The sequence below is a fragment of the Schaalia dentiphila ATCC 17982 genome (assembly GCF_000154225.1).
GTDB classification, from domain to species: Bacteria; Actinomycetota; Actinomycetes; order Actinomycetales; family Actinomycetaceae; genus Pauljensenia; species Pauljensenia dentiphila.
Genome location: NZ_DS264586.1, coordinates 2,150,032 through 2,174,691, shown reverse-complemented (window position 1 = coordinate 2,174,691; position 24,660 = coordinate 2,150,032). Strand labels below are relative to the sequence as shown.

Below are 24,660 nucleotides of genomic sequence, written 5' to 3'. Positions count from 1 at the left end.
ACTCGTACGCCCTAGCGCTCTCATGAGCCTCAACCGTAGACCCTCCCAGTCGTTGTAGTCCGGCCAGCTGACACGAATAACGTTCCATCCTGCATCGCGAAGATCCTGATCCCTGCGGATCCACTCCCGTTTTGCGCGCGCAAGATCGGATTGGTTGTCCCCTAGTTTCCCGATGCCGTCAAATTCAATGATGATTCGTAGATCTGCGATGACAATATCTGCGTAATAGTGACGACCCCGGACCTCAATGTGCACTTGAGTCAGTGACGGGAAAGGGCTGATCGAGCGCACAAGCCAAAGCAAGGCTGCTTCAGCAGGATTCTCGCATCCAGGATCAATCGCGCGAAGAATGGCGCATGCTCGGCGGAGTCCTCGTTTTGTGGGGGAGCGTTCGAGGCGCTTGAGGAGCGCTACGCGGATTTCCTCTGCCCGTTCACGTGATTCCATCTGCTCAAACATTGAAAAGTTGCTCCACTGATGCAGTGCCATGCATCCGAGGACGAAAGCCTCCAACGGCTCCTCTTGCTGAACGCAACGGATGAGTGCATCGTACGGGTGTTCCGTTTCCAATCCGTTAGTGCGTCTGCGTTCCTCAGAGAGTGGAGGGATGCTGGAACAGGTGACACCTGTTTCGGGTACTGTCGTTGAGCCGACCGAACACGCTGGAAGTCGGGAAGTGGATCGTCTTATTGGCCTGTAGATGGTTATCTGTGGATTAGCGGACCATCCCTGAATTCCGTTGAGTAGAAGGCAACTACGTCCTACGTACAGTGCTTGGTGTTGTAGGGATGCATTCACTGCATGGATTCGGGCGAGGGCAACCGCGTTCCATATTTCCCAAGGAGTTGACTCGTCTGGATGCAGCGGGAGAGCAGCTGCAATGCCGCGCATGATGCGCACGGTGACGGGCGAATGCGCTTGGCTCTTTGGTGTCTGTAAGACATCGGTGACGACAACAGGTACCTGGTTCATGCATCCAGCTTTGAACAGAGCTTCGAGTTGGGGGTAGTCGAAAAGGAGGGCCTGTGGATAACCGGATCTCTCTTTTTGTCCCTGTGCATAACGGCGAGGAGTGAGGTGTCGGGAGTCGCCTGTCAGGATGGTGGCGGAAGCGCGTGCGGAGAGCTGTTAGCGATGGGGTGTGTGAGGGGGACTGATATCTGAATGCACGCTGTTGGAGTTAGGTGCGCCCCGTAGAGATCAACGAGGAGAAGCCTCACGCACCATCTGGATAGGAAATGGAAATCTGGATAGGTTATTGCGTTCTGGATAGCTTAATAACCTATCCAGATAACTAGTTCCTATCCAGAACAACGTTTCCTATCCACAAGCCAACTCTACTATTTCCGTTGAACCGAATACGCGCGTGCGACACTTGAACGAGCATCCAGATATTGGCCGATCTGCTCATGTCAGATCCTGATGCAACCGGGCGCCTCGATCTTCCGCGAGAAGTGCAGAAGCCTTCGACTTCGGCGCGGTCGACTCCGAGCTTATCCACCTGCGGTGGTGTTGCACTCGCGTCGCAGCGAGGAGCGAACCACTCTCGCGTATCCTGGTACCTGTTGGCGCTCGGGCGCGTCCCGGTGCGCGCAGACTGATTCATCGATATGAAAGAGGCCCCATGTCCCTCCAGATGCGTCTCGTTCACGCCCGCTTGGGGTTGACTCCTCCCGCGCTGCACACCGAGGAAGCCGCCCGGGATATGGCTGCGCACGCCCCGCGGCAGGAACCGATGCCCGAACGCATGCGTGCGCGCTTCACTGAGACGCGCCAGGGCGGGGTCACCCGAGTGACGCCGAAGCAGGGCATGCGCGCCGGTGGAGCCCTCATGTTTATGCACGGTGGCGCTTACCTGTTCCCCCTGGTTGACGGGCAGTGGGGCGTCGTGGAGGGCCTGATTGATCGTACCGGCTTGCCCGTCATTATCCCCGACTACCCGCTCGCCCCCGACCACACCGCGACTGAGGCCTTCGACTTCGTTCAGCCCATCATCGACGAGGCCAAGGCTGAGTTTGGTCGAGTCATCATCTTCGGTGACTCCGCGGGTGGCGGCCTTGCCCTGTCCCTCGCCATGCAGCGTCGCGACGCGGGTGCGCCTCAGGTAGACGGCCTTGTTCTGTACGCGCCGTGGGTGGATGTCACCATGACGAACCCCGCGATCGAGGAGGTTCAGGGACGCGACAAGATCCTGCGCGCGCCTGGGCTGGAGTGGGCGGGCCGAGCGTGGGCGGGTGAGATGGATCCGGCGGACTGGCGCGTTAGCCCCCTGTACGGTGATCTGGCCGGACTGCCGCCGATGCGTGTCTTCCAGGGCGACGCCGACATCCTGGGGCCCGATGCGATCGCGTTCGCGCGCAAGGCGGCTCGCGCTGGAGTTGACGTGCGACTTCGGGTGGAGCCGGATGGTTTCCACGTCTACGTGCTCTCAGCTGCTGTTATCCCCGAGGCCGGGGCCGCCCTCGACCACAGTGCGCGCTTCATCTCGGGTATCCTCACGCAGGCCTGACCGGACCGTTTCACGCGGCGTTTCACGGCTTCGTTAATCGAGGACGAGAAGCAACCGAAGCGCACTCGCGGTCGGAGCGACGGTGAGCCTCGTCAATCCAGCCGTGCTTGATCAATGATCCACGAGTAGTAGTAGACGTCGAGTGTCATCGAAGTTGTCCCTGGATTCTTGATGCAAGCACTGTACAGGACTTCGTCGACGCGTCGGTCATCGAGAAATACGCGGCTATCGATGACTGTCTGACGGGTGGTTCCGTCGGCCAGGGTCATGATGAAGTGATAGTCAGCTACGGACATGGTTCGGTAGCGTCCATGTGGTTCTCGGCGCGAAACAATTTCGTGTGTGCACGATGAGACGGTCACAGTCTGCGGACCGGTGAAGAGATCGAAGACGACACGCGTCCCGTAACCTAGAGCGTTGTAGGCGCTTGGAATCAGAATAAGCACCGGTATCACGAGGGCTGTGGCTCGTTTGTGCAAGCCCATGACAGTGCCAGCTCTCTCGCGCTTATCGAACCATTGAAACAAGTAGGTAATGGCGGCGATGCATGCGAGCATGAAGAGAAACGCTGTGCCGTAGGAGAAAACCAGCCAGCGGAACCGAGAGGGGCCATGAGGGGAAATGGTGTTTGCCAAGTGGCTCAAACCATACAAGATGAGAGTGAAGATGATCCAGAACGCTGTCGCATAGCGCTTCTGTTCTTTCGTCAGCGAACTTGTTGGGGATGGGGGCGTGGTAGATGTGTTCTTACGCTTGCTCATGGGGGTGCCTCAACGGTGGTACTGCGGGTAGCGGTGCTCAGTCGCGTTCTTTGCGGTGCCGATGTGGTCTATGCGAGTCTCGCATAGCGAAATCAATTGAATAATAGATGGCACATCCAATGATCCCGCTCAGGATAATAGCCGCGCAGATGGGGATAATGACGGGCACAGCGATGGGCGATGTGCGCGCGAATTGGATGACCATCCAGCACACAATCGCGGTGAGGCTCCCCGCCGCTACCGCGATGGCAGTGCGCGAGATATGGGGTTCATCGACAGAGGGCTGATAGGGGGAGAGAGGCGCTTCGTTGCTCATAAGAACCGTTTCAACTGGGACGGAGATGGCCGGGGTTGTTTATTCCGTGTCACTGCCCACCTGCATAGTGAGCGTCGTGTGGATTGAAGGCGGTGAGTTTTTCGGTCATGGTGTCTCACTGGTGTCGTGTGGCCTCGTGACGACGAGGCTCGGGCTGGGCGGGTGCACCCACCTCGTCGGTGAGAACACGCATCATCCTACTCAATCCGTGTGTCGCCGATGATCCAGCTATGGCGAGAGACCTCAAGCGTCAGAGACGAGGTCCCCTTCTTGTCAACGCACGCTTTTGTTTCTGGGATCCTCACGAGCCGCTGACCTGCACGCCCGTCAGAATCCACGTGCGCGGGTAGTAGGACACCGTCATCGTTTGAGTGCGCTCGCGGTGCTCGCAGGCGTTGTACAGCTCCGTCGCTAGGTCCCCACGCGTCTCGATGTCGTCGATGCTCTCTGAGATGAACGTCGTCGTATGCGTGAGCCCGCCTTCGAAGTTGATCGAGAAGTTGTCCCTGTAGACCGATGAGTGAGAAAACATGGATCGGGGGGCGTCGTACTGGAAATACATGCATGACGTGACGGTCTTCAGCTGAGGGCCGTCCGCGAGATCCATCGCGGCGGGCAGACCAAAGTAGAGCGACACACCCGCGATGAGGAGACCCACCATGCCGAAGTAGAGGGGGCCGCTTATGTCGCGCGGCCGCTGAGGGGCGCTGCTCGATGGATACGCTGGCTGTGCTTGGCGTCGAAGAATGGAAGCAAAAGGAAAACAGGACAACGCTAAAACAAGCCCCGCCGCGCTCTCGGCGAGCCTCAACATGAGGAGTGGCGTCCCGTACTCGAAGAGGCCGCGGAGGAAATAGACGGCGCAGCCCAGGAGGATGGTGGCCAGCGAGATGATGACGAACTTGAGGCTTTGTCTGCGCTGCTGGTGATTGGCCACGGTCGTGGGTGAGACCCGCTGATAGGACAGGCTGGCGGGATCGGTGCCGTAGCCGCCAGGGAGTGCGCCGTACTGCGTCGGGCCGTAGTAGGGAGCGCCGTACTGCGTCGGACCGTCGCTGGAGGGTGGGAGAGGATACTGGTTGCTCATGGTCTTCCTGACGTAATCGGCTGCTGACGAGGTCGGCGCATTCGGGCGCATCCGCTGAGCTGGGTGCGTGCGAGCGCGAGGACGCCTGACTGATAGGTGTTGATAAGTCGGCAGGGGCATTCGTTCATGGACAGCTACCCGCTAGACGAGGCGCGCGTCAGCGATGATCTGCGTGCGCGGATACAGGTCGAGGACCAGCTTCTTCGATGAGGGGCGCAACTCGCATCCTTTGTAGAGGGTGCCGGAGATGCCCGATGCCGACTGCAACTCATCCCGTTTTTCTGTTACGATGACAAGGACAAGCGTGCTCTTGTCGTTGAGTGTTATGTTGAATTCGTTCCTATAGCTGCTCGGGCTGGTGTTTGTTGGTGAGCTCTTCACCGGACGTTGGTACAACCAGCACGAGGAGACTGTTGTGGCGTGGGGTCCTTCGATGAGGTCGCGTGCTGCCGGCACTGCGTTGCTGATTGCGATGACTGCGGCGGCAAGTCCGACGAGGCAGATGAGGGCATACCCGGACGCCCGAGTTTCGGCCGACTCATTCTCGCCTTCTGTGAACAAGATGCGCGTGTAGCGCACCGTGGCGGGAATGAAGGGAATGCACAAACCCGCGGCTGCGAGCCCGAACAGGCATGCGGCGAACTGCCATTGAAGTTTGGCAGTACCAAAATCGTTGGCTTGGGCCATTCCGATGCTGGTGAAAAACAGTGCTGCGATTACGCTCGCTAGACCCGCGAACACGTGGGTGGGTATCGGGAGAGTGAAGGCCTTCGTGGACTTGTCCTCTGGTGTGGAACTGTCCTGTGGGTCTGTGCCTGTTGACGTCGCGTGAGGCCGTGCAGCGGTCGGCGACGATGAACGATCGCGCTGTGCAGCGGCTGAGGGGGAGGCGGCGCGGGGTGCAGGCGCCGTCGGCTCGCTGTCCGCATGCGCCTCGGAGATGTGCGGGGGCAGAGTCTCGACGGGTTTTTCATCCCCGGTGCGAGGGGTGGGAACTCCGTATGGGAACGCAGGGTCCGACCCTTCTGCGGAGGGCTCAACGGGCACCGGCCCGTTTCGAGGCACCCGGTGCGCAGCCTTCACGTTCTCCTCGGGCAGCGCGGGTTCCGACCCGGTCGGCGGTGCGTACGGATTGTTACTGCGCATGCCGGGATACTACACGTCCGCCGGGGTCGCTCCCGTCCACTCGTACCAGCCCTGGTGCTGGACGATCCACGCCATGAGGGCGTAGCCGGCCTGGCCGGGCAGGGTTTGGCCGTCCCCGCCGCGGGCGAGGGAGGCAGCCATGTCCTCGAACCACTGGTCGTGCGCGACCAGCGGCGTGTAGCAGTCGGCGAAGGGAATGCCTCGGCGCGCGCACACCTCGGAGCACGAGGAGGACAGAGCCTTCAGCGACCCGGAGTCCACGCCAGCCAGCGGCGGGGGACCCACGACGAAGCTGGGGATGCCCAGCGCGGTCGCCCGGTCGGTGATGTTAGCCAGGTTCAGGCGGGAGCGGGCCGTCGAAATGCCGGCTGCGACGTCGCCAGGGCCCACACCGATGACGAGGCCGTGGGGCTCCCCCTCGGCTAGGCGCGGCAGCACCTCGGCCTCCCAGCGCGCGGCCATCTGCTTCGTCGTCTCTGAGGGTACGGCTAGGGTCAGGAACGTGGCAGGCAGATCGAAGGTGGAGTGCGCGTTGACGCGACCGACCCAGCCCAGGCCTCGGGGGTCGCCGACGCCCGCGACGAGCTCGTCTCCGATGAAGCAGATCCGCATGGTGTTCCTTTCCGGTGCCTCCCGCGCCCCCGGTGGGAGCGCCGGCCCTCGTTAGCCTTCGAAGGCCTGCGCAATAAGGGTAGCTGCTTGCTCCTTGTGAAGCGAGGCACGTCCCGCTGCGGTCGTTGCCGACTCGGGGCGAGAGACCACGCGAACCGGGCGTCCCAGCGATGGGAACAGGTTGAGCGCCAGGTGCGGCCACGCGCCCTGGTTGCGCGGCTCGTCCTGCACCCAGGTCACCGACGCATTCGGGTACTGGGCCAGGGTCTCGGCCACCTCGGCCTCGGGCAGCGGGTAGAGCTGCTCCAAGCGGATGATCGCCGTCGACGTGTCGCCGCGGTGCTCGCGCTCCTTCATGAGGTCGTAGTACAGGCGACCCGAGCACAGCAGGACGCGCGTCACCGACGACGGATTGGTGATCGAGGAGTCGCCGATGACGGGCTGGAAGGCGCCCGAGGTGAACTCGTCGAGGTGCGAGGAGGCGGCCGACAGGCGCAGCAGCTGCTTGGGCGTGAACGCGATGAGTGGCTTGCGCGGGCGCTTGTAGGCCTGCGTGCGCAGCATGTGGAAGTAGTTCGCCGGCGTGGAGGGCTGGACGATCCACATGTTTTCCTGGGCGGCTAGCTGCAGGTAGCGCTCGATGCGCGCGCTCGAGTGGTCGGGTCCCTGACCCTCATAGCCATGGGGGAGGAGCATGACGAGAGAGCAGCGCTGGCCCCACTTCTGCTCGGCCGAGCAGACAAACTCGTCGATGACCGTCTGTGCGCCGTTGGCAAAGTCTCCGAACTGGGCCTCCCAGATCGTGAGTGTCTCGGGGCTCTCGAGCGAGTAGCCGTAGTCGAAGGCCAGGACGCCGTACTCGCTCAGCGGGGAGTTCCACACGTCGAATCGCGCCTGACTCTCGGTGAGGAAACGCAGCGGCGTGAACTCGCGCCCGTCGTTCGCGTCGTGCAGGATCGCGTGACGCTGGACGAAGGTCGCGCGGCCCACGTCCTCGCCGGACAGGCGCACGCCGGTGCCCTCCATGAGGAGCGTGCCGAAGGCGAGGAGCTCCGCGAAGCCCCAGTCGATGGGCTTGTTTCCGAGCGCCATCTCCAGGCGGCGCTCGCACAGCTGACGCAGCTTGGGGTGAGGCTCGAAGCCCTCCGGGAAGCGCGTGTGAGCGCGGCCGATGCGGCGCAGTGCCTTGGCGGGGGCCGCGGACGTCCAGCCGATCATCATGCCGATGCCGGGCATCTGGGACTCCGGCATGGTCCATTCCTCGTCGCGGGACTCCCCGGCCTCGCCCACTCCGGCGGTGAGGGCAGGGTCGTGCGTGCGGCTGCCCGGGTTGATCTCGGACACCGACGAAGCGCCGCCCGCGCGGGTCTCCTCGAGGATGCGCCCGAGTTCCGCCTCGTACTGGGCGATCGACTGGCGGGCCTCGTCCTCGGTGAGCTGGCCGCGACCCACGAGGCCGCGGATGTACACCGCGCGCGTGGAGGGGATGCGGTCGATGAGGGAGTACATGACGGGCTGGGTCATCGACGGGTCGTCGCCCTCGTTGTGGCCGCGGCGTCGGTAGCACACCATGTCGATGATGACGTCCTTGTGGAAGGCGTTGCGGTACTCGAAGGCCAGGTGCGCGCAGCGGATGACGGCCTCGGGGTCGTCCGCGTTCACATGCAGGATCGGGACCTGCAGGCCCTTGGCCAGGTCCGTTGCGTAGCCGGTGGAGCGGCCCTGCGTCGGGCCCGTCGTGAAGCCGATCTGGTTGTTGACGATGATGTGGATCGTGCCGCCGGTCTTGTAGCCCTCCAGCTGGGAGAGGTTCAAGGTCTCCTGGACGACGCCCTGGCCGATGAAGGCCGCGTCGCCGTGGATAAGGATCGGGATGATCGGCAGGTCCGGGTCACCCAGGTGCTCCTGCTTGGCACGAACAATGCCCTCCAGGACGCCGTCGGCGGCCTCCAGGTGCGAGGGGTTGGCGGCCATGTAGACCTTCGTGGCCAGGCCGTCGTCGAGGGAGTACACGCCCCACGTGCCCAGGTGGTACTTGACGTCGCCCGATCCCTGGACGGAGTTGGGCATGTAGTTACCCTCGAACTCGTCGAAGATCTGCGCATACGACTTGCCCGCGATGTTGGCCAGGACGTTGAGGCGTCCGCGGTGCGCCATACCGATGGCGACCTCGTGGATGCCGGTGCGCGCCGAGTCGGCGAGGATGTGGTCGAGCAGCGGGATCAGTGACTCGCCGCCCTCGAGGGAGAAACGCTTCTGGCCCATGAACTTCGTCTGGAGGAACTCCTCGAAGGCCTCGGCGCGGATGAGGGTGCCCAGGATGTGGCGCTGCGCGTCGGGGGAGGGGGCCTCGTACGGGCGCTCGATGCGCTTCTGGACCCATGCGCGCTGCTCAGGATCCTGAATATGCATGTACTCGATGCCAACCGTGCGCGTGTAGGTGTCGTGCAGGCGCGTGAGGATGTCGCGCAGCAGCATCTGGTCCGAGTCGCCGAATCCGCCGGTGGGGAAGGGGCGATCCAGGTCCCACACGCTCAGGCCGTAGGATGACAGATCGAGGTCGGGGTGGCGACGCACGCGGTAGGCCAGCGGGTCGGTGTCGGCGGCGAGGTGGCCGCGCGAACGGTAGGCGTGGATGAGTTCCGCGATGCGCGCGGGCTTGCCCTTTTCGTGGTTCGGATCGTAGTCGTAGTCCGCTTCCCACGCGTAGGGGCGCGCGGGGACGTGCATCGAGGTGAAGACGCGCTCGTAGAAGCCGTCGCGGCCCGAGAGCTTGGCGTCCACGAGGGCCAGGAGGCGACCCGATGCCGCGCCCTGGATGATGCGGTGGTCGTAGGTGGAGGAGAAGAACATCGTCTTGCCGATGCCGAGGGCGGCCAGGCGCTTGGGGGAGACGCCGCGGAATTCCGCCGGGTAGTCGGTGGCGCCCACGCCGATGATGAGGCCCTGGCCGACCATGAGGCGCGGCACGGAGGTGGTGGTGCCCAGCGTGCCCGGGTTCGTCAGCGTGACGGAGGCACCCTGGAAGTCGGTGGTCGTCAGCGTCGCCGTGCGGGCACGCGCAACGAGGTCCTGGTAGGCGTCGACGAACTCGGCGAAGGTCAGGGTGTCGGCGTCGTGGATGACGGGGACCTTCAGGGAGTGGTTGCCCTGCGCGTCGGCCACGTCGATGGCCAGGCCGAAGCCGATGTGCGCGAGATGCTCGACGGCGGGCTTGCCGCCCTCGATCGTGTAGCGCACGTTCAGGTCGGGCATCTCGCACAGAGCCTCCACCAGGGCGTAGCCGATGAGGTGCGTGAAGGAGACCTTGCCGCCGACGGTGCGCGCCAGGTGCGCGTTGATGAGGGCTCGGTTTTCGATGAGGAGCTTGGCCGGGATCTGGCGCTGGGAGGTGGCCGTGGGGATGGAGAGCGAGGCCTCCATGTGTTTGGCGGTCGCGCGCGCCGCGGACTTGAGGATGTGGAGCTCGTCGTGCGAGGGGGCGTCCTGGAAGAGCGTGAAGGCTGCGCGTCCGTGCTGCTGGCGCGTGTAGGGGCTGGTGGCCTCGGCGACGGCGGCGGGTGGGGCGGGCGGCAGGTCGGAACGCGTCACGGAGACGACGTGTGCGTGCTCGGTGGCGGCCGCCTCGGGCGCATCGTCTTCGATGTCGAGGGTCGGCGGGGTTACCGAGACGGGGGCAACGGGGTCAACGGGGACTGCGGCATTGACCGACGAGGTCGGGGCCGGCTCCGGGGTTGAGGGAGCTCCCTCGGGGATGTCGGGACGCTTGGCGCGCAGCTGCGGGGGAGCGGACTCGGTGGAGAAATAGGCGCGCCAGGAGGGATCCAGGAGCTGTGGATCGCGCTCGTAGAGGTCTCGCATCTTCGCGATGTACCACTGCGGATCGGGCTGGGAAGCGGTGGGAGTGGGCACGTATTCCTCCGTAAGTGTCGCGCCGCGCGCATGGGCCAAATCCCGCGCGGCCATACCTCCGCAATTCTACCGCCGCGTGATCGTCTTCACGAAACCTGGTACACCTTTGGCGTGTACTTCAAGGGCCTTTGGTCCGTTGAAGAATGATTGTTGGCACATGACCCGCGGTGTGTGGATATGCGCGCTGGGGGAGGCGGGCTGGGCCGCTAGACTGTAACCATCATGGACTGCGACACTGCCGGCTCTATGGCCGCTCTTTCTCACCCCCTGTCCGCGCGCGTACCCGCGACCCGCCCCGGCCTCGTCGAGGGGGCGACGCGATGACCACCGTCCTCATGCTTCTGCTCGGCGTTGTCCTGACCGCCGGTACCTTCATCTTTGTCTCCGCCGAGTTTTCGCTTGTTGCGGTCGACCAAGCCGTCCTCGACAAGAAGGCCGAGGAAGGGGATCGTGGGGCCGCCTCCGTCCTTCGCGCCACCCGCACGCTGTCGACCCAGCTGTCGGGCGCGCAGGTGGGCATCACGCTCACCACGATCCTGCTCGGCTACACGACGCAGAGCGCGCTGGCCGACCTGCTGGAGGACCTGCTCGGATCGGTCGGCCTCGCCTGGGGGCTTGCGACCGGCATCGCGGCATTCGTGGCCGCCACGTTCGTCAACGTTTTCTCGATGCTCTTCGGTGAGCTCGTCCCCAAGAACCTCGCCCTGGCACACCCCCTGGCGACCGCCGTGCGCGTCGTCCCCTTCCAGATGGCCTTCACCGCGATTGCCCGCCCCGTCATCTGGGTGCTGGGCGGGACCGCGAATTGGGTGCTCGCTCGCATGGGCATCGAGCCCCAGGAGGAGATCTCCTCGGCGCGCTCCGCCTCCGAGCTGGCCGCCCTCGTCGAGCACTCCGTCGAAGAAGGCACCTTCGATATGTCCACGGCCGACCTCTTCGTCAACACGATCCGCATGTCCACCCTGAGCGCCGCCGACGTGATGACCGACCGCGGCCGCCTGCACACCCTCAGCGAGGGTGATAGCGCCCAGGACGTGCTCGACCTGGCCCGCGAAACCGGACACTCCCGATTCCCTGTCATTGGCGACGACTCCGACGACATCCTCGGCCTGGTGTCGCTGCGCCGCGCGGTCGCCGTGCCCGCCGATCGTCGCGCCGAGGTCCCCGTGGTTTCGTCGTCTCTCATGACCGACGCGCCGTCGGTTCCCGAGACCGCGCCGATCGGTCCCCTCATGGTCCAGTTGCGTGACGAGGGCCTGCAGATGGCCGTCGTCGTCGACGAGTACGGCGGCGTGTCGGGCATCGTCACCCTCGAGGACGTCGTCGAGGAGATCGTCGGCGAGGTCTCCGACGAGCACGACCAGCGTCGCCTCGGCATCCGCCCGCGCCCCGACGGGACTTTCCTTGTTCCCGGCACGCTGCGCCCCGACGAGCTTGCGCGCCGCACGGACATCAACCTGCCCGCGGACGGCCCCTACGACACGATCGGCGGCCTCGTTATGAACGAGCTGGGCGAGATTCCGGTCGTTGGATCGCGCGTGAACGTGGACGGCATCGGCATCGAGGTCACCCAGATGCAGGGGCGTCGCGTCGCCCAGGTGGCGATCACGCCCGCCCCCGAGGCTGAGGATGAGGAGGTGTCACTGTGAGCGTGGGAGTTGGTCTCGCCATCACCGTGGCCCTGCTGGCCGTCAACGCTTTCTTCGTTGCCGGCGAGTTCGCGGTCACCTCGACGCGTCGCTCGCAGGTCGAGCCTCTCGCCGACGAGGGTGCGCGCGGCGCGGCTGCTGCGCTGTACGCGCTGCAGCACGTGTCCCTCATGTTGGCGATCTGCCAGCTGGGCGTGACGGTCGCGTCCACGACCCTGGGCGTCGTCGCGGAGCCCGCGATCGCGCATCTCGTCGAGTCGCCGCTCGGGCGCCTGGGCGCGCCCGAGGCGACCAGCCACGTCGTCGGCTTCGCCGCCGCCCTCGTCATCGTTCTCTTCTGCCACGTCGTCTTCGGCGAAATGGTCCCGAAGAACATCTCGATCGCCGCCCCCGTGCGCATGCTGCTGATCCTGGCCCCCGTCCTCGTGCGCCTGGGCCACGTCCTGCGCCCGATCATTGAGGCCATGGACCACTTCGCGAACTGGTTCGTGCGCCGGGCCGGTTACGAGCCGCGCTCGGAAATCTCGGCCTCCTACACGATCGAGGAGGTCGCCTCGATCGTCGTCGCCTCGCAGGCGGAGGGCGTGCTGACCGACGAGCTGGGCCTGCTCAGCGGCACCCTGGAGTTCTCCGAGGAGACGGCCGGGACCGCGATGGTCCCCCTCGACAAGCTAGTCGTCCTGCCCGAGGGGGCCACCCCGGCCGACGTGGAAGAACAGGTCGCCCACACGGGCTACTCTCGCTTCCCGATCGCCGGCGACGATGGTTCGATTGTCGGCTACGTGCACCTCAAGGATGTCCTGTACGCCACCGGCGAGGAGCGTGAGCAGCCGATCACCCCGTGGCGCATCCGCCGCCTCGAGTCCGTGTCCGCCGATGACCAGGTCGAAGACGCGCTGCGCCACATGCAGCGCACCGGCGTGCACTGCGCCCTCGTGCGCGAGGCGGGCGCGGTCGTCGGTATCCTCTTCCTCGAAGACATCCTCGAACTGCTGGTCGGCGAAGTCCGAGACGTTCTCCAGCGCCCGTGACGAGCCGCGATCCGCAAGGTACATTAGATCGAGGTCATAACTTCGTGACGAACACGGACAAGGGGGAGAGCGTGAGCGACACCGAGTGCCCGCTGCCGAAGCGGTCGCAGCTGCGCGCGGCGCGCCCCCACGACGCGGACGATCAGCAGGAGAACCCGACGACGTCTGCGATCCCGATGACTGACGAGGCCTCGGCCCCCACCCCCGATCCCGCGACGGATCGAGAGGACGCGGAGGAAGCCCCGGCCTCGTCCGCGCGGGAGCGACGCCGCAACGTTCACCCGGTCGGCTACGTCCTCCGCGCCCTCCTCGTGCTGGGGCTGGCGGGGACCACCATCGCCGTGCCCATGACGGGACGCGTCGGATCCGACTCCTCCCTGACCGTGCCCGCGCGTGCTTTCGGCGCTTCGGTGGGTGGCCCCAGCTGGGCCGTGTCCTCCGCTCTGCCCGAGGCGACCGCCCTGGACGGAACCCTCACCGCGAACTCGCGCGCCAAGGCCAAGGCGCCCGTGTCCATCACCGGCTGCGCGTCGGGCAACGGTGCGGACGGCAACCGTAACGTGCGCGTCGTCGCCGACACGATCTACTGGCCGTTGCCGGAGGGGACCTACACGATCACCTCGCCCTTCACGATGCGTATCTCGCCCGTGTCTGGCCAGCTCCTGGCCCACGAGGGTATCGACATGGCCGCCCCGCTCGACACGCCCATCACCTCCGTGTATGCCGGCGTCGTCGAGGAGGTCGCGGAGAACTCACGCTCGGGCGCCTACGTGCAGATCAAGCACACGCGTTCCGACGGCACCGTCTTCCACTCCGCCTACCTGCACCAGTACATGAACAAGATTACGGTGAAGGTCGGCGACACTGTCACCGCCGGGCAGGTCATTGGCGCGGTCGGCAACAACGGATGGTCGACGGGCCCCCACCTGCACTTCGAAATCCACGACTCCTCGGATACCCCCGTGGATCCGGAGGCGTGGATGCAGGAGAACAAAGCTGTTTATCTCGGACAGGAGTCTTGCTCATGATGCCCGTCACCATGCGTCAGGGGCCCATCGTTTTCGCCCACCGCGGCGGCAGCGAGGAGGCCCCCGAGAACACGATGAGCGCATTCGCCTACGTCTACGAGGCCGGGATCCGCCACGTGGAGACCGACGCTCACATCACCGCCGACGGCAAGGTCGTTATCTGCCACGACGAGACCGTGGACCGCTGCTTCGACGGGAGTGGCGCGATCGCTCAGATGACGTGGCGCGAGCTGTCCAAGCTGCGCCACCGCGACTCCGGGGAGCAGATGCCGCTGCTCGCTCAGGTCCTTGAGGCATTCCCCGACATGTACTTCAACATCGACGCGAAGGAGCCGGGCGTCGAAGGCCCGCTCCTCGACGTCATCGCCGACCACGGCGCGGCTGACCGCGTGCTCGTTGCCTCCTTCTCCGAGCCGCGCCTGCGCGCCGTACGCGGCATCGCCGCCTCGGACCCTGCGCGCGCGGTCGCCACATCTCTGGGGACCGAGGCCGTCGTGCGCCTCGTGGGCGCCGCGAAGAGCGCGACGAACCCCGCCTGGTGGCACGTGCCCGGCCCGCGCCAGGGCGCCATCGCCGCACAGGTTCCCATGCACCAGGGCCCCATCCGCGTGGTTGACGAGCGCTTCGTGGCTACTGCCCACACACTGGGCCTGGCCGTCCACGTGTGGACCATCAACACGGTGGCCGACGTGCTGCGCCTCCTCGAGGTCGGCGTCGACGGCATCATCACCGACCGTCCCGTCTTCCTGCGGGACTTCCTGGACCAGCGAGGCCTGTGGACCCAGCCTCCGGCTCCCGGTTCTGTTTCGGGCCCCAGGGATTGAGGTTTTTGCTTGAATTGGCGGGCGCGCACCGGAGGGACCACCCGCCTTTTCGTGTTTCTGGTGCGTTGACTTTATTGTTGGCTGTGCAATATTCTGGCGTGTTACTGCTTGCTGCGACGCCGGGAGAAAAATTGTCCGCTCTCATCGCAGGGAGACCGGGGAGGGAGTTATGAATTCGGAGCTTACGTCATACCCGCTCGGTTTCTTCCTCCTCGGGGTCGTGGGGATGGCCTACTGGTATTACAAGATGTTCCACGCCAGTGGAGGCTGGGATTTACCACAACGCGCGGGGAGATATCGGCGCCCCAAGAACTTTGACTCCGTCATCGTACCGTCATATTCCATGTGGCTGATCCTCGGGCCGGTGGTCGTGTGGTTTGGTCAGTATGATCCTCCGAAGTGGTTGTTTATCTGCGCGTCTATTCCAGTATTTCTTTGCCCGATACTGTTCATTGTTGGTTTTCTGCCCATCAAGTTTCCCGATTGTATGTACCCGGAATGGCAATACGCTAAGCGCAACGGCCTCTTAGAAGAAGGAAAGGCCGGGAAGAAGTCCTCTCAGAACCGCGATTGTGGCGGGGGCGAGAGCCTTATGGACACGCAAGTGACGATGCGTGTGGCCTCCGGTTGGAGGCAGCTGTCGGAGGAAGAACGTAGCGAGCTCGGGGATCTCGGCCAGGATGAGAGCATTCGCTTCATTGCCGTCGCGGAGGCAACAGAAGGGTACGTGCCGAACATTGTCATCACTGAAACTGAGGTCATCAGTGGCAAAGGGGACAAGGAAATCCTTGATGGCAGCGCTGGTCGCCTGGCTGAGCCGCACCCGGGATGCCGCCTCATTGATGACACTATCGTGCCGTATCCCACCGCGCGCACCCGCTTCGTTACAGGTGTGTACACCCTCAACGACGTCTCGATGACCGTCGCGCAGCTCGTGTGGCTCACCCGGCACAGAAACGACGGGGACGAGGAACCCCGCCGATTCCTGTGGGCCGCGACATGCACGTGTCCGAGTCTCGCGTGCCCGTCGATCATCGAGGACTTCATGACAATGGCACGCACTGTGGAGGTGGAATCGTGACCGTCGAAGGAACCACGGCCTCGTCGCCGGAGGAGCTCGTCGTTTCCCTCGAACAGGCGAATGCGCTTGTCGACCTTATTGGCGCGAGAGAGGGGGACGGCGCTCTATCGAGCGCGATGCCCGTCAGTGGACTCATCAGTGCGGGCCTCGTCGACTCTGGCGGCCTCTCCGGTGACGCCGAGGCGATCCTGGGTCCCGCGCGCATGGTCGACTCGCGTCTCGCGATCCGCGTCGTCTCCCCGAGGCAGAGCCTCGGCGTGCGCATTGCGCGGATTTGGCCCTCGCGGCCTCGTTCGGTCGTCATGCGCACCGAGGCTGACGGCGTGCACTTCACCCAGGTTGATTACTGCGATGTCCCGCGTATCCTCGCCGAGGAGACTCTCCTTAAGCCCGGGTCGACCATCCATGACGGCCCGCCGTCGATCTCCGCCGACTTCGTGCAGGCGGTGCGTGACGTGGACCTGGAAAGGGCGCAGTCAGCCCTGACCGATGTGGCCGCTCAAGGGCCAACGGACTCTCACTTCTCGCAGGACTGCTGGCACAAGCGCTGGAGCGTCGCGCTGTGCGTGCGGGAAGAACGGACCCTGGAGGGGTGGAAGGACGCGGGGCACGTCGAGTGCTTCATCACCGATCACATGCACGCGCAAATTCACGCGCCCATCGATCCTCGCGCTCTCGTCCTCATGCGGGAGCAGAACGCCCCTACCCTGGACGCTCCGCCGCGCACGGCGCTGTGGGGCTTCATGATGGAGCTGCTCGCCAAGTAGTGTGGCTCGTGAGGGTGCTTCTGTGCTGACAGCGGTCGCGTGCCGCGCAGCAGGCAGATGCTAGGGCGCGAGTAGCCCCATCAACATCGCCCAGATCGCTGCGCGAGGCGGCGCGTCCAGTGTCGGATCGGCTGACAGGTGGGCGAGCGCTTCCTCGTCAAGCGGTGCGTGGATTTGGGCGTGCAGATGGTCCGTCACGAAACACTCATAGTGCAAGCCGGTTCGCCACTCGCGACCGTGCATTTCCTCGCGCACACAGGTGACGACGCTCCAACGCCCCGAGACGCAGTCCTGGGCGAAGTGCGACTCTGCGGGTCCATAAGTCACGAGATCATTGAGCACATCCTGAGCACCTTGTGCGTCGAGAGAACGAATCGCAGCGATGAAATCTGCGGGAATGTAAGGAGGCCCGTCGTGGATGGTAGGTCCGGCGTGCAGTAGGGAGGCGAGGGCTGCGATGTGGGGGACTTCGCAGTAATCAACCTGACTGAAGTGCACGCCGTCCACGTTGGAACGCATCACGACGGAGCGAGGCGCTGTGGGCCAGATCCTCCAGTCGCGTACCACGCCGCGCATGCTGGGGGACACGACGCGGATCGCAAGTTGGGTGCGTGCAGCTCGCACTGGTTCGAGGATGCGTGCGGCGTCGCCGGCTAAGCCGTTGGCGCCGGCCAGTCCGAGTGAGACCAGGCCGCTGGAGAGAGCAGCGCTTGAAATGCGCCCGGCATTCTCGTTACTGGCAATCATCTCGAGCAGGGCGTCGGCCTGCTCGACGGTGACGATGATCTGATCCGAGGAGTTAGTGCCGATTGGATGGTCGCTCACGGTGTCACCTCCAGGGTTTGAGCCATCGTGATGAAATCATCGATGATCGTTGGGAATAGAATGCTGGGGCATGTGCACGTCGCGGTCCACAGGAAACGCTGCGGAGGTCGCTGCATAGTGGGTGCAATGTGTGTCATCCACGTGAGCTGGCTGAGCGTCAGCGACACATCGTCGAGAATGTAGACGCCTGTTCGCCAACGAGCCCCTTCCGGGTGAACCGGCCATGCGAAGTCGTCGATCAGGTGGAATCCGGGCAACGCTTCCTCCACCTGCCTGACGCTGTCTGCGTAGACTTCGTCGTCGCTCGCGTTGGTGCTGAGTACTCCGCCGGTCACCACGAAGGTCGGAACATTACCCTCATCTTTCGTCTGAGCGACGGCAACGAGACGAACGCTGGGATCATCCGCGAGGAGACCGAGCTGTGCGTGTTCCTCCGGGGTCAAGAATCTCCATCCCGAGGAAAGAGTCATTGTTACCTGTTCGTTCACCACAGATCCTTCTTGTTTGCATGGTGTCGTGCCCATGCTTCCTGATCAATGTTCCCGCTCTCGTCCAGGAGTCCATGGCGCTTTGCGTACTGCCAATCGGCGTAGACCCACCGGGGAAACTTGATGGGTAGAAGGCCAATGAGAATTATTAGGATAAGGAGTATTGAGATATAGACGCAAGGTGTATACAGGACGCGAGGAATAATTCCGTGTTCAGCAAAGGTCATGACACCGGCATTTATAAAGGCTAGCGAGAATGCTGGGGTGCTGATCGCTGACCAGTTTCTGCCGCGAAGACTTGGTTTCGTCATAGTTCCCAAGATTCGTCCAAGACGACTGTCTGAAAACATTTCAAGGTACCACATTGTCATGCAGAAGATACCAAATAGAAGTGTCAAGACTGGCATGACATCATCGTATTTCATCGTCTGAATCCCTTTACTCCTTGTCCATATGGCTATCAATGACTGAGTTGATTCCGTCTCCAAACTTCTCTCCAGTGTAGTGCCCGATCACTCCGCCGATAACGCCGCCGACAATGCCGCCAACAACAGCGCCGACGGGGGCGAAAGGCCCTGAGACTGCCGCACCGATGGCGGCGCCGCCTTTGGCTCCCAGTGCTGCGCCACCCCATGTGCCCAGGCCGGCGAGAGTGCCCTTTGTGCCAGCTCGTGCGATTTTGTGTTCCTCGCTCCATTCGGGGTGCTGCTGGGTATCGGTTTGGTAGGTGTCATAGGCGGTGATACCGCCGTCGACAACCGCCCCTATCGGGCCGGCAACTTTCCCAATTTTTGTGGCGATCGGAGATACCGATCGTGTGGCCATTGGTTCCAGCCCATGTCTCCCGATCGGCCGGTAGGTCCACTTCGACAGGTCGCCTTTGGCGAAGAATCCCTTCGGAGGCTCATACAGTCGATTGAAATGCCACATCGAAGCACCGATTGTTATTTGCCCGCTCATGTCCAGCAGTCCCACGCCATAGGGGATCGCCTTAGCTATCGGATGCTTGTCATCCAGAATAAACTGTTCCTTCAGTGCGTCGAACACGGGTTCAATCCATTGTTCATAGACATCCACTTTGAGGTTGTCTAGCGCGAGTGAAAATACATACTCGGCTCGTTCGTAATTCAGTTGCTGGACCTTAGCTTGCGCTTGCAGCTCATTGAAACTATGGACAAGGTTATCGTCCGACTCATCGAATAGGATTACTTTGTCGCCTACGACAATCAGACCGCATCCTAGGGCTTTCTGTGCGATTCCCTTGTACTCGTCTCGCACTGACTTCATCGACCAGGCGAGTTCTGACAAAGCGTTCGCGAGTGCTGTCAGATCGTTGGAGATCTCTTCACATACGTTTGATGTGGTTTGTAGATCGTGCTGGCACTCCTCGACAAGAAGTGCCTCCTGCTGACCGACAATGGATGAAGCGCGCATTGCATCGCTATCTGCAGTGTGCAATACGCCGGCAATTTGCATACATTGATCCTTGAAAGTGAAGAGATTCTCGACGCTAATCGAAAACGGCATGGAAAACGAGGCTGCTGGTGTGCCATTATTGGCGCTCATTCTGCCCCCCTGTTGCGCAGATACTCTTGCATAGTCTCAAAGTTGGCAGCTTCCTGATCGTCGGCGGCCGCAAAGGCTTCGGATGCGGCAGTTAGACCGTGAGCGACAGCCAAGGAACAGAAGGATGCCATCTGGATGACGCGATTGATCCTCTCAACCTGTGTCGCTAAGTCTGCCTCATTACTCCCCGCGTTACTAGGTGGCTTAAGAGTGCGGGATGCTACGTTTTCGCTTGAGTAGTTCAAGATAGTGATGGCACGCGACACCTCGTCCGCATCCCACACGATTCCACCAGACAACTATCTCCCCTTGCAACGTGGTCAGCAGTAACAGTCCAGGATAGTGCCCTCCGCGACCGTCGTCAATTCCTGCGTGACAAGATACGTTCCCCCGTTGAACTCAATTGTTGCAGAGAAAACGGGAGGGGGCGGAGCCGCTTGGCTCCGCCCCCTCAACGCATTTGTCAGGACCGCCGGCTCACTCGTCGCCGCTGAAGTCGGCCACGGCCTCGTCCAGGCCCGCGCGGCGGATGCGCACGAGCGACAGGAACACCAGGCCAGCGGCCAGAGCGATACCCAGGCCTCGAACCAGCCAGGACTCGCCCACGAAGACCATCGCCATGGCGGCCAGGACGGGCACCAGGAGCGTGAACGCGTAGCCGATGTAGCGGCCGAATGACGGCATGGGCACGCCGTCGGCCTCGGCGACCGACTTGACCATGAAGTTCGGGCCATTGCCGATGTACGTGATCGCGCCGCAGAACACGGCGCCGAGCGAAATCGGGATCAGGTAGTACTCGGGCACGCCCGCGACCAGGGTGCCCTCGCCGCCGGTTGCCTTCGCCATCTCGAAGAACGTCATGTACGTCGGAGCGTTGTCCAGGATCGAGGACAGGCCGCCCGTGAACACGAAGTACGTCATACGGGTCAGCGGTAGCGACGGGGCGATCTGCTCCAGGTAGCGCAGCGCCGGCGCCATCGTCGAGAAGATGCCGATGAAGAGGGTCGCGACCTCCATGATCGGAGCCCACGTGAACGCGTTCTCCTCGAATCGCACCTTCTTATCCGAGAGCTTGTAGGACAGGCCCGCGACCGCGAACATGATGAGCTCGCGCCACGGCACCAGGTCGACCCACGAGTCGAAGTGGCCCTCGGCCAGCGCCTCGCCATCCCAAGACGGAGCGAAAGCGACGGACAGGATGATGATCGCGAAGAACAGCAGGTTGATTTTTCCATGCAGGCGTAGGGGCTTGACCTCGCGGTCGTCGGCCTCGATCGAGGCGGTGTCCTCGGACGCGTAACGCACGCGGTCGATCGAGTAGTACGACAGAAGCAGCAGCACCAGGACAAACAGCCACTCCTTCCACAGCCCGAACGTCCACGTGAAGGGCACGCCGTGCAGGTAGCCGAGGAACAGCGGCGGGTCGCCGAGCGGAGTCAGTATGCCACCGCAGTTCGCCACAATGAAGATCGTGAACAGGACCGTGTGCACGCGGTGCTTACGTTCCTTGTTCGTCTCCAGGAGCGGGCGGATCAGCAGCATCGCCGCGCCCGTCGTCCCGATGAACGAGGCCAGCAGGCCGCCGATCGCCAGGAAGATCGTGTTGTTACGTGGGGTTGCCTTGATGTCGCCGGCCAGGTGAATGCCGCCGGAGACCACGAACAGCGCGAAGAGCAGCGCAATGAACTGCACGTACTCCACACCCGTGGCGATGAGCGGGCCGGTGCCCGCCCTCATGAACATCCAGACCGTCGTCGGAACGCCCAGCGCAAGCGCGACGGACAGCTGGGAGGATTCCTTCTCCCACCAGTGCGCGGTCTTCGGGATGATAGGCAGAAGGGCGATACATGCGAGCATCGCGACGAAGGGGAGCAGGCTCCACCAGGGGTAGGTCATCGGCCAGTCCTTGGTTGACGATAGATACGCCCCCCATTTTATGGGGTAGGGGAACGGGGTGTGGAGTGTTCCGGGAGGTGGGAGTGGCCTCATCGACGAGGCCGGGGCGCGTTCGCTCGCGGGTTTCCACTGGGTTGGGCGCGGGCATTGTGAGCGGTGTGGATATGAGTGGCACCCCGAACAGGACTCGAACCTGCGACCTCTTGCACCGGAGGCAAGCGCTCTATCCGCTGAGCTATCGGGGCAGCTCGGTCAGTTTAGCAGGGTTTCATACAAGCACGCGGGACGGTGATGTGTGCCATACTAGTGGACGTTGCTTGTTTGAGAACTCTTCAGGAGGATCCCATGCGCGTTCATATCGGCACCGATCACGCCGGTTTCGAACTCAAGGAAAAGGTCGTTGCGCACCTGCGCGAGGCTGGTCACGATGTCGTCGACCATGGCGCCCACACCTACGATGCGCTCGACGACTACCCGCCGTTCTGCATCGAGGCAGCCCAGGCTGTCGTCGACGAGCCGGGTAGCCTCGGCATCGTCATCGGCGGCTCCGGTAACGGCGAGCAGATGGCCGCCAACTGTGTGGAAGGCGTGCGCGCCGCCCTCGTGTGGTCGGATGCGACCGCGCGTCTGGCCCGCGAGCACAACGATGCGAACGTCGTGGCCGTCGGTGCCCGCCAGCACAGCGAGGAAGAGGCTCTGGCCCTCATCGACGCTTTCCTGGAGACCCCCTTCAGCGGCGACGAGCGCCACCAGCGCCGCATCGACCTGATGAAGGACTACGAGCGCTCCGTGCGCGCCTGATAGCCTCTGGCGTTGATACATGCGCTTCTCGCGCTAATTCATACGAGGCGGGGCCGGTGAATGACCACCGGCCCCGCTTTGTGCGTCCGCTTCGGCAGTTTTTGCCGTTGTTCGTTGCCTGATGTGTCTCGGTGCTGTGCGCTCCGCCTGATCTGGAGCTGCCGTGTGGGCTATCGTCTGCTCGCCACCCTTGTGGCTTACCTGTGGCTCGGCGCGTCCGATGGAAGCTTCGCCAGGGCCCGCAGACCGCGCGGTATCCCCAACTTGTCTGCCCTCTGCGACGACGTTCTGCTCTTATGTGTGAGAGTTCATGCCGCTGAGTTGTTTCGTGTTACAAACGTCGTCAATCCGAGCGACTTTTTGTAGGTCTCCCTGGGTGATTGTTACAAATGTCGTCAATCCACACGATATTTCGCCAGAAAACGCTTGTTTTGGGCTTGGTTTGACGACGTTTGTAACAGGACCCCGTAGTGACCGATTGAAAATCCTCCGAATTGACGACGTTTGTAACATCGGGCGTCCGGGGCACGATCGTCCGCACAGGCGCAGCAGTTTTCGCGTTGCCTGTTCTGAGGGATCTTGCAGTCCTCGCCGCCGTCTCCAAGCGGGAGCTCAGCAATATCGCATGCAATTCCCCAGTGAGTCCTTCAAGCTGTGGTAGTAGATCCTTGAGATTGCAGCGTTTTCGAGAATACGTCGGTGCAGGCAGTCGTGGAATTGCATGCGACGTTGGGTGTGGGTGGCTGCATTGGCGTATCAGTGGGGGAGGTGCTTGCTGCACGAAACCGAGGACACCTTTGCCGCCTCGTAGTCAATGCGAAGTGAAACCGCTGTCACCACTGCGGGTGAAAATGAGCTGAATCTAGACGCGTTCCGACTTGCGAAGGTGCTCGCGGTTTCAATGGGGGCTGATTGGATCCCCGCAAAGGCGCTAGTGGATTCAATGGTGGCTTAGTGGGGCGGGAAAAGTGCCGCCGGCCGCCACTCCGGACCAGCAAAGGCCCGTGGCAACCGACAAGGGGCCCGAGCCCCGACCTACTCTCTTAGCCCTGGCCGGTGAGGGTGAGGTACACGAGGAACAGGTTCAGCGCGACGATGACGGCCGCGATGAGGAAACCGGTGACGCGCAGGGGGCGATTGTTGGTGTAGTCGCCCATGACGTCGGGTGAGGCGGTGAGGCGCATGAGCGGGATGATCGCGAAGGGGATGCCGAACGATAGGGCGACCTGCGAGACGACGAGCGCCCACGTGGGCTCGGCGCCCGCGCCCAGGATGATGAGCGCGGGGATTAGGGAGAAGAGGCGACGCGCCATGATGGGCACGCGGATGTGGAGCAGGCCGTTCATGATCTCTGAGCCCGCGTAGGCACCCACCGACGTGGACGCCAGGCCCGATGCGAGCAGGCCGACCGCAAACACCGTGCCGACGATGGGCCCGAGCGTGGAGGAGATCGCGGCGTGCGCACCCTCGATCGTGTCGGTGCCGCTTTGGCCGGCCAGTGCCGCGGCGGCCAGGAGCAGCAGGCCGATGTTGACCAGACCCGCGATGCTCAGCGCCCAGTAAATGTCGATGCGGGTCGCGCGCAGTAGGCGCGAGAGGTGTCCCGAGGAGTGGCGGGCGTCGCCGGTGGAGGGGCCGAGCTCGTCGGCCTCGTGGTCGTTGACGAGGGAGGAGTGCAGGTAGACCGCGTGCGGCATGACGGTCGCGCCCAGCATGGAGGCGGCCACGAGGACCGAGTCGGTGCCCTGGAAGCGAGGAACGAGCCCGCCGAGCATGCCCGAGGGGCTGGGCGGCGCGACGAAGAGGCCCGCCAGGAATCCCAGCGTGATGATGATCAGCAGGCCGACGATGATCGTCTCGAACTGGCGCTGGCGCCCACCGCCCTGAACAAGAAGCAGAGCCATCGACACGATGCCGACGATGACGCCGCCCCACAGGAGCGGAACCCCAAAGAGGAGGTGGAGGGCGAGTGCGCCGCCGATGACTTCGGCCAGGTCGGTCGCGGCGGCCACGATCTCGGCCTGAAGCCAGAATGCGATGCGCCCGGGCTTGCGCATGCGTGCACCCAGCAGGGCGGGCAGGGACTGGCCGGTGACCAGGCCGAGCTTGGCGGAGAGGTACTGGATGACCATCGCGAAGATGTTCGAGGCCACGAGAACCCACACGAGCAGATACCCGTAGCGCGCGCCCGCCGTGATGTTGGCGGCGACGTTTCCGGGGTCGACGTAGGCGACGGCCGCGACGAAGGCGGGGCCGAGGAGGGGGATGAGCTTGCGGCGCTGCTGGGTGTCCGTGGTGGTCACGGGTGTTCCTCACTGCTGACGAAAAACGTTCGGTTACCCGAAACTGTACTCGTCTAGA

General features: G+C 63.3%; 18 protein-coding genes and 1 tRNA gene. 8 read left to right on the top strand and 11 right to left on the bottom strand.

What is annotated here, in order from left to right:
- The first annotated feature begins 1,624 nt into the window (after positions 1 to 1,624).
- Complete coding sequence (locus tag ACTODO_RS09280; protein WP_003793236.1) at positions 1,625 to 2,509, top strand: alpha/beta hydrolase fold domain-containing protein; 885 nt, start codon at positions 1,625 to 1,627, stop codon at positions 2,507 to 2,509.
- A 92-nt stretch (positions 2,510 to 2,601) separates the two neighbouring features.
- On the opposite strand, the gene ACTODO_RS09275 is transcribed toward ACTODO_RS09280, so the two are convergent.
- The 5 genes from ACTODO_RS09275 to ACTODO_RS09250 form a co-directional block, all read right to left on the bottom strand.
- A complete protein-coding gene (locus ACTODO_RS09275) occupies positions 2,602 to 3,270 on the bottom strand; it encodes a hypothetical protein (RefSeq protein WP_003793233.1) in 669 nt (222 codons plus the stop codon).
- A 617-nt stretch (positions 3,271 to 3,887) separates the two neighbouring features.
- The gene (locus ACTODO_RS09265) at positions 3,888 to 4,673 is read right to left on the bottom strand and encodes a hypothetical protein (RefSeq protein WP_034512429.1); all 786 of its coding nucleotides are present in this window, start codon (positions 4,671 to 4,673) and stop codon (positions 3,888 to 3,890) included.
- Between the two features lie 141 nt (positions 4,674 to 4,814).
- Positions 4,815 to 5,819, bottom strand: a complete 1,005-nt coding sequence (locus tag ACTODO_RS11000; RefSeq protein WP_244262554.1) for a hypothetical protein — start codon at positions 5,817 to 5,819, stop codon at positions 4,815 to 4,817.
- 9 nt (positions 5,820 to 5,828) lie between these two features.
- The gene (locus ACTODO_RS09255) at positions 5,829 to 6,431 is read right to left on the bottom strand and encodes a GDSL-type esterase/lipase family protein (RefSeq protein WP_003793220.1); all 603 of its coding nucleotides are present in this window, start codon (positions 6,429 to 6,431) and stop codon (positions 5,829 to 5,831) included.
- A gap of 51 nt (positions 6,432 to 6,482) precedes the next feature.
- A complete protein-coding gene (locus ACTODO_RS09250; protein WP_003793218.1) occupies positions 6,483 to 10,397 on the bottom strand; it encodes a multifunctional oxoglutarate decarboxylase/oxoglutarate dehydrogenase thiamine pyrophosphate-binding subunit/dihydrolipoyllysine-residue succinyltransferase subunit in 3,915 nt (1,304 codons plus the stop codon).
- Positions 10,398 to 10,663: 266 nt separating this feature from the next.
- Between ACTODO_RS09250 and ACTODO_RS09245 the strand changes: the two genes are divergently transcribed.
- The 6 genes from ACTODO_RS09245 (at position 10,664) to ACTODO_RS09220 (ending at position 16,723) form a co-directional block, all read left to right on the top strand.
- A complete protein-coding gene (locus ACTODO_RS09245) occupies positions 10,664 to 11,992 on the top strand; it encodes a hemolysin family protein (RefSeq protein WP_003793216.1) in 1,329 nt (442 codons plus the stop codon).
- On the top strand, positions 11,989 to 13,023 hold the full coding sequence (locus ACTODO_RS09240; protein ID WP_003793213.1) for a hemolysin family protein: 1,035 nt from the start codon (positions 11,989 to 11,991) through the stop codon (positions 13,021 to 13,023). Before ACTODO_RS09245 ends, ACTODO_RS09240 begins: the two co-directional genes overlap by 4 nt.
- A gap of 44 nt (positions 13,024 to 13,067) precedes the next feature.
- Positions 13,068 to 14,051 (top strand): M23 family metallopeptidase, encoded by a 984-nt coding sequence (locus ACTODO_RS09235; RefSeq protein WP_003793211.1) that lies wholly within the window; start codon positions 13,068 to 13,070, stop codon positions 14,049 to 14,051.
- Positions 14,048 to 14,875, top strand: a complete 828-nt coding sequence (locus ACTODO_RS09230; protein ID WP_003793210.1) for a glycerophosphodiester phosphodiesterase family protein — start codon at positions 14,048 to 14,050, stop codon at positions 14,873 to 14,875. The genes ACTODO_RS09235 and ACTODO_RS09230 overlap by 4 nt, the downstream gene beginning before the upstream one ends.
- A gap of 169 nt (positions 14,876 to 15,044) precedes the next feature.
- The gene (locus ACTODO_RS10335) at positions 15,045 to 15,956 is read left to right on the top strand and encodes a hypothetical protein (protein WP_003793208.1); all 912 of its coding nucleotides are present in this window, start codon (positions 15,045 to 15,047) and stop codon (positions 15,954 to 15,956) included.
- Positions 15,953 to 16,723 carry a hypothetical protein gene (locus ACTODO_RS09220; RefSeq protein WP_003793206.1) on the top strand — a complete coding sequence of 257 codons (771 nt, stop codon included), beginning with the start codon at positions 15,953 to 15,955 and terminating at the stop codon, positions 16,721 to 16,723. Before ACTODO_RS10335 ends, ACTODO_RS09220 begins: the two co-directional genes overlap by 4 nt.
- 60 nt (positions 16,724 to 16,783) lie before the next feature.
- Here ACTODO_RS09220 and ACTODO_RS09215 read toward each other — a convergent pair whose 3' ends face one another.
- The 5 genes from ACTODO_RS09215 to ACTODO_RS09185 all read right to left on the bottom strand — a co-directional run bounded on the left by ACTODO_RS09215 (position 16,784) and on the right by ACTODO_RS09185 (position 21,743).
- Positions 16,784 to 17,548 carry a hypothetical protein gene (locus tag ACTODO_RS09215; RefSeq protein ID WP_003793205.1) on the bottom strand — a complete coding sequence of 255 codons (765 nt, stop codon included), beginning with the start codon at positions 17,546 to 17,548 and terminating at the stop codon, positions 16,784 to 16,786.
- Entirely contained in the window at positions 17,545 to 18,036 is a 492-nt protein-coding gene (locus ACTODO_RS09210; protein WP_244262553.1) for a hypothetical protein, read from the bottom strand. The genes ACTODO_RS09215 and ACTODO_RS09210 overlap by 4 nt, the downstream gene beginning before the upstream one ends.
- 438 nt (positions 18,037 to 18,474) lie before the next feature.
- On the bottom strand, positions 18,475 to 19,563 hold the full coding sequence (locus ACTODO_RS09200; RefSeq protein WP_003793197.1) for a glycine zipper domain-containing protein: 1,089 nt from the start codon (positions 19,561 to 19,563) through the stop codon (positions 18,475 to 18,477).
- A gap of 516 nt (positions 19,564 to 20,079) precedes the next feature.
- Positions 20,080 to 21,498, bottom strand: coding sequence for a sodium:proton antiporter (locus tag ACTODO_RS09190; protein WP_003793195.1), 1,419 nt, complete (start codon positions 21,496 to 21,498; stop codon positions 20,080 to 20,082).
- 169 nt (positions 21,499 to 21,667) lie between these two features.
- A tRNA-Arg gene (locus ACTODO_RS09185) sits at positions 21,668 to 21,743 on the bottom strand.
- A gap of 100 nt (positions 21,744 to 21,843) precedes the next feature.
- Here ACTODO_RS09185 and ACTODO_RS09180 point away from each other — a divergent pair.
- Positions 21,844 to 22,299, top strand: coding sequence for a ribose-5-phosphate isomerase (locus ACTODO_RS09180; protein ID WP_003794677.1), 456 nt, complete (start codon positions 21,844 to 21,846; stop codon positions 22,297 to 22,299).
- 1,043 nt (positions 22,300 to 23,342) lie between these two features.
- Here ACTODO_RS09180 and ACTODO_RS09175 read toward each other — a convergent pair.
- Entirely contained in the window at positions 23,343 to 24,602 is a 1,260-nt protein-coding gene (locus ACTODO_RS09175) for an Nramp family divalent metal transporter (RefSeq protein ID WP_003793191.1), read from the bottom strand.
- Between the last annotated feature and the right edge of the window lie 58 nt (positions 24,603 to 24,660).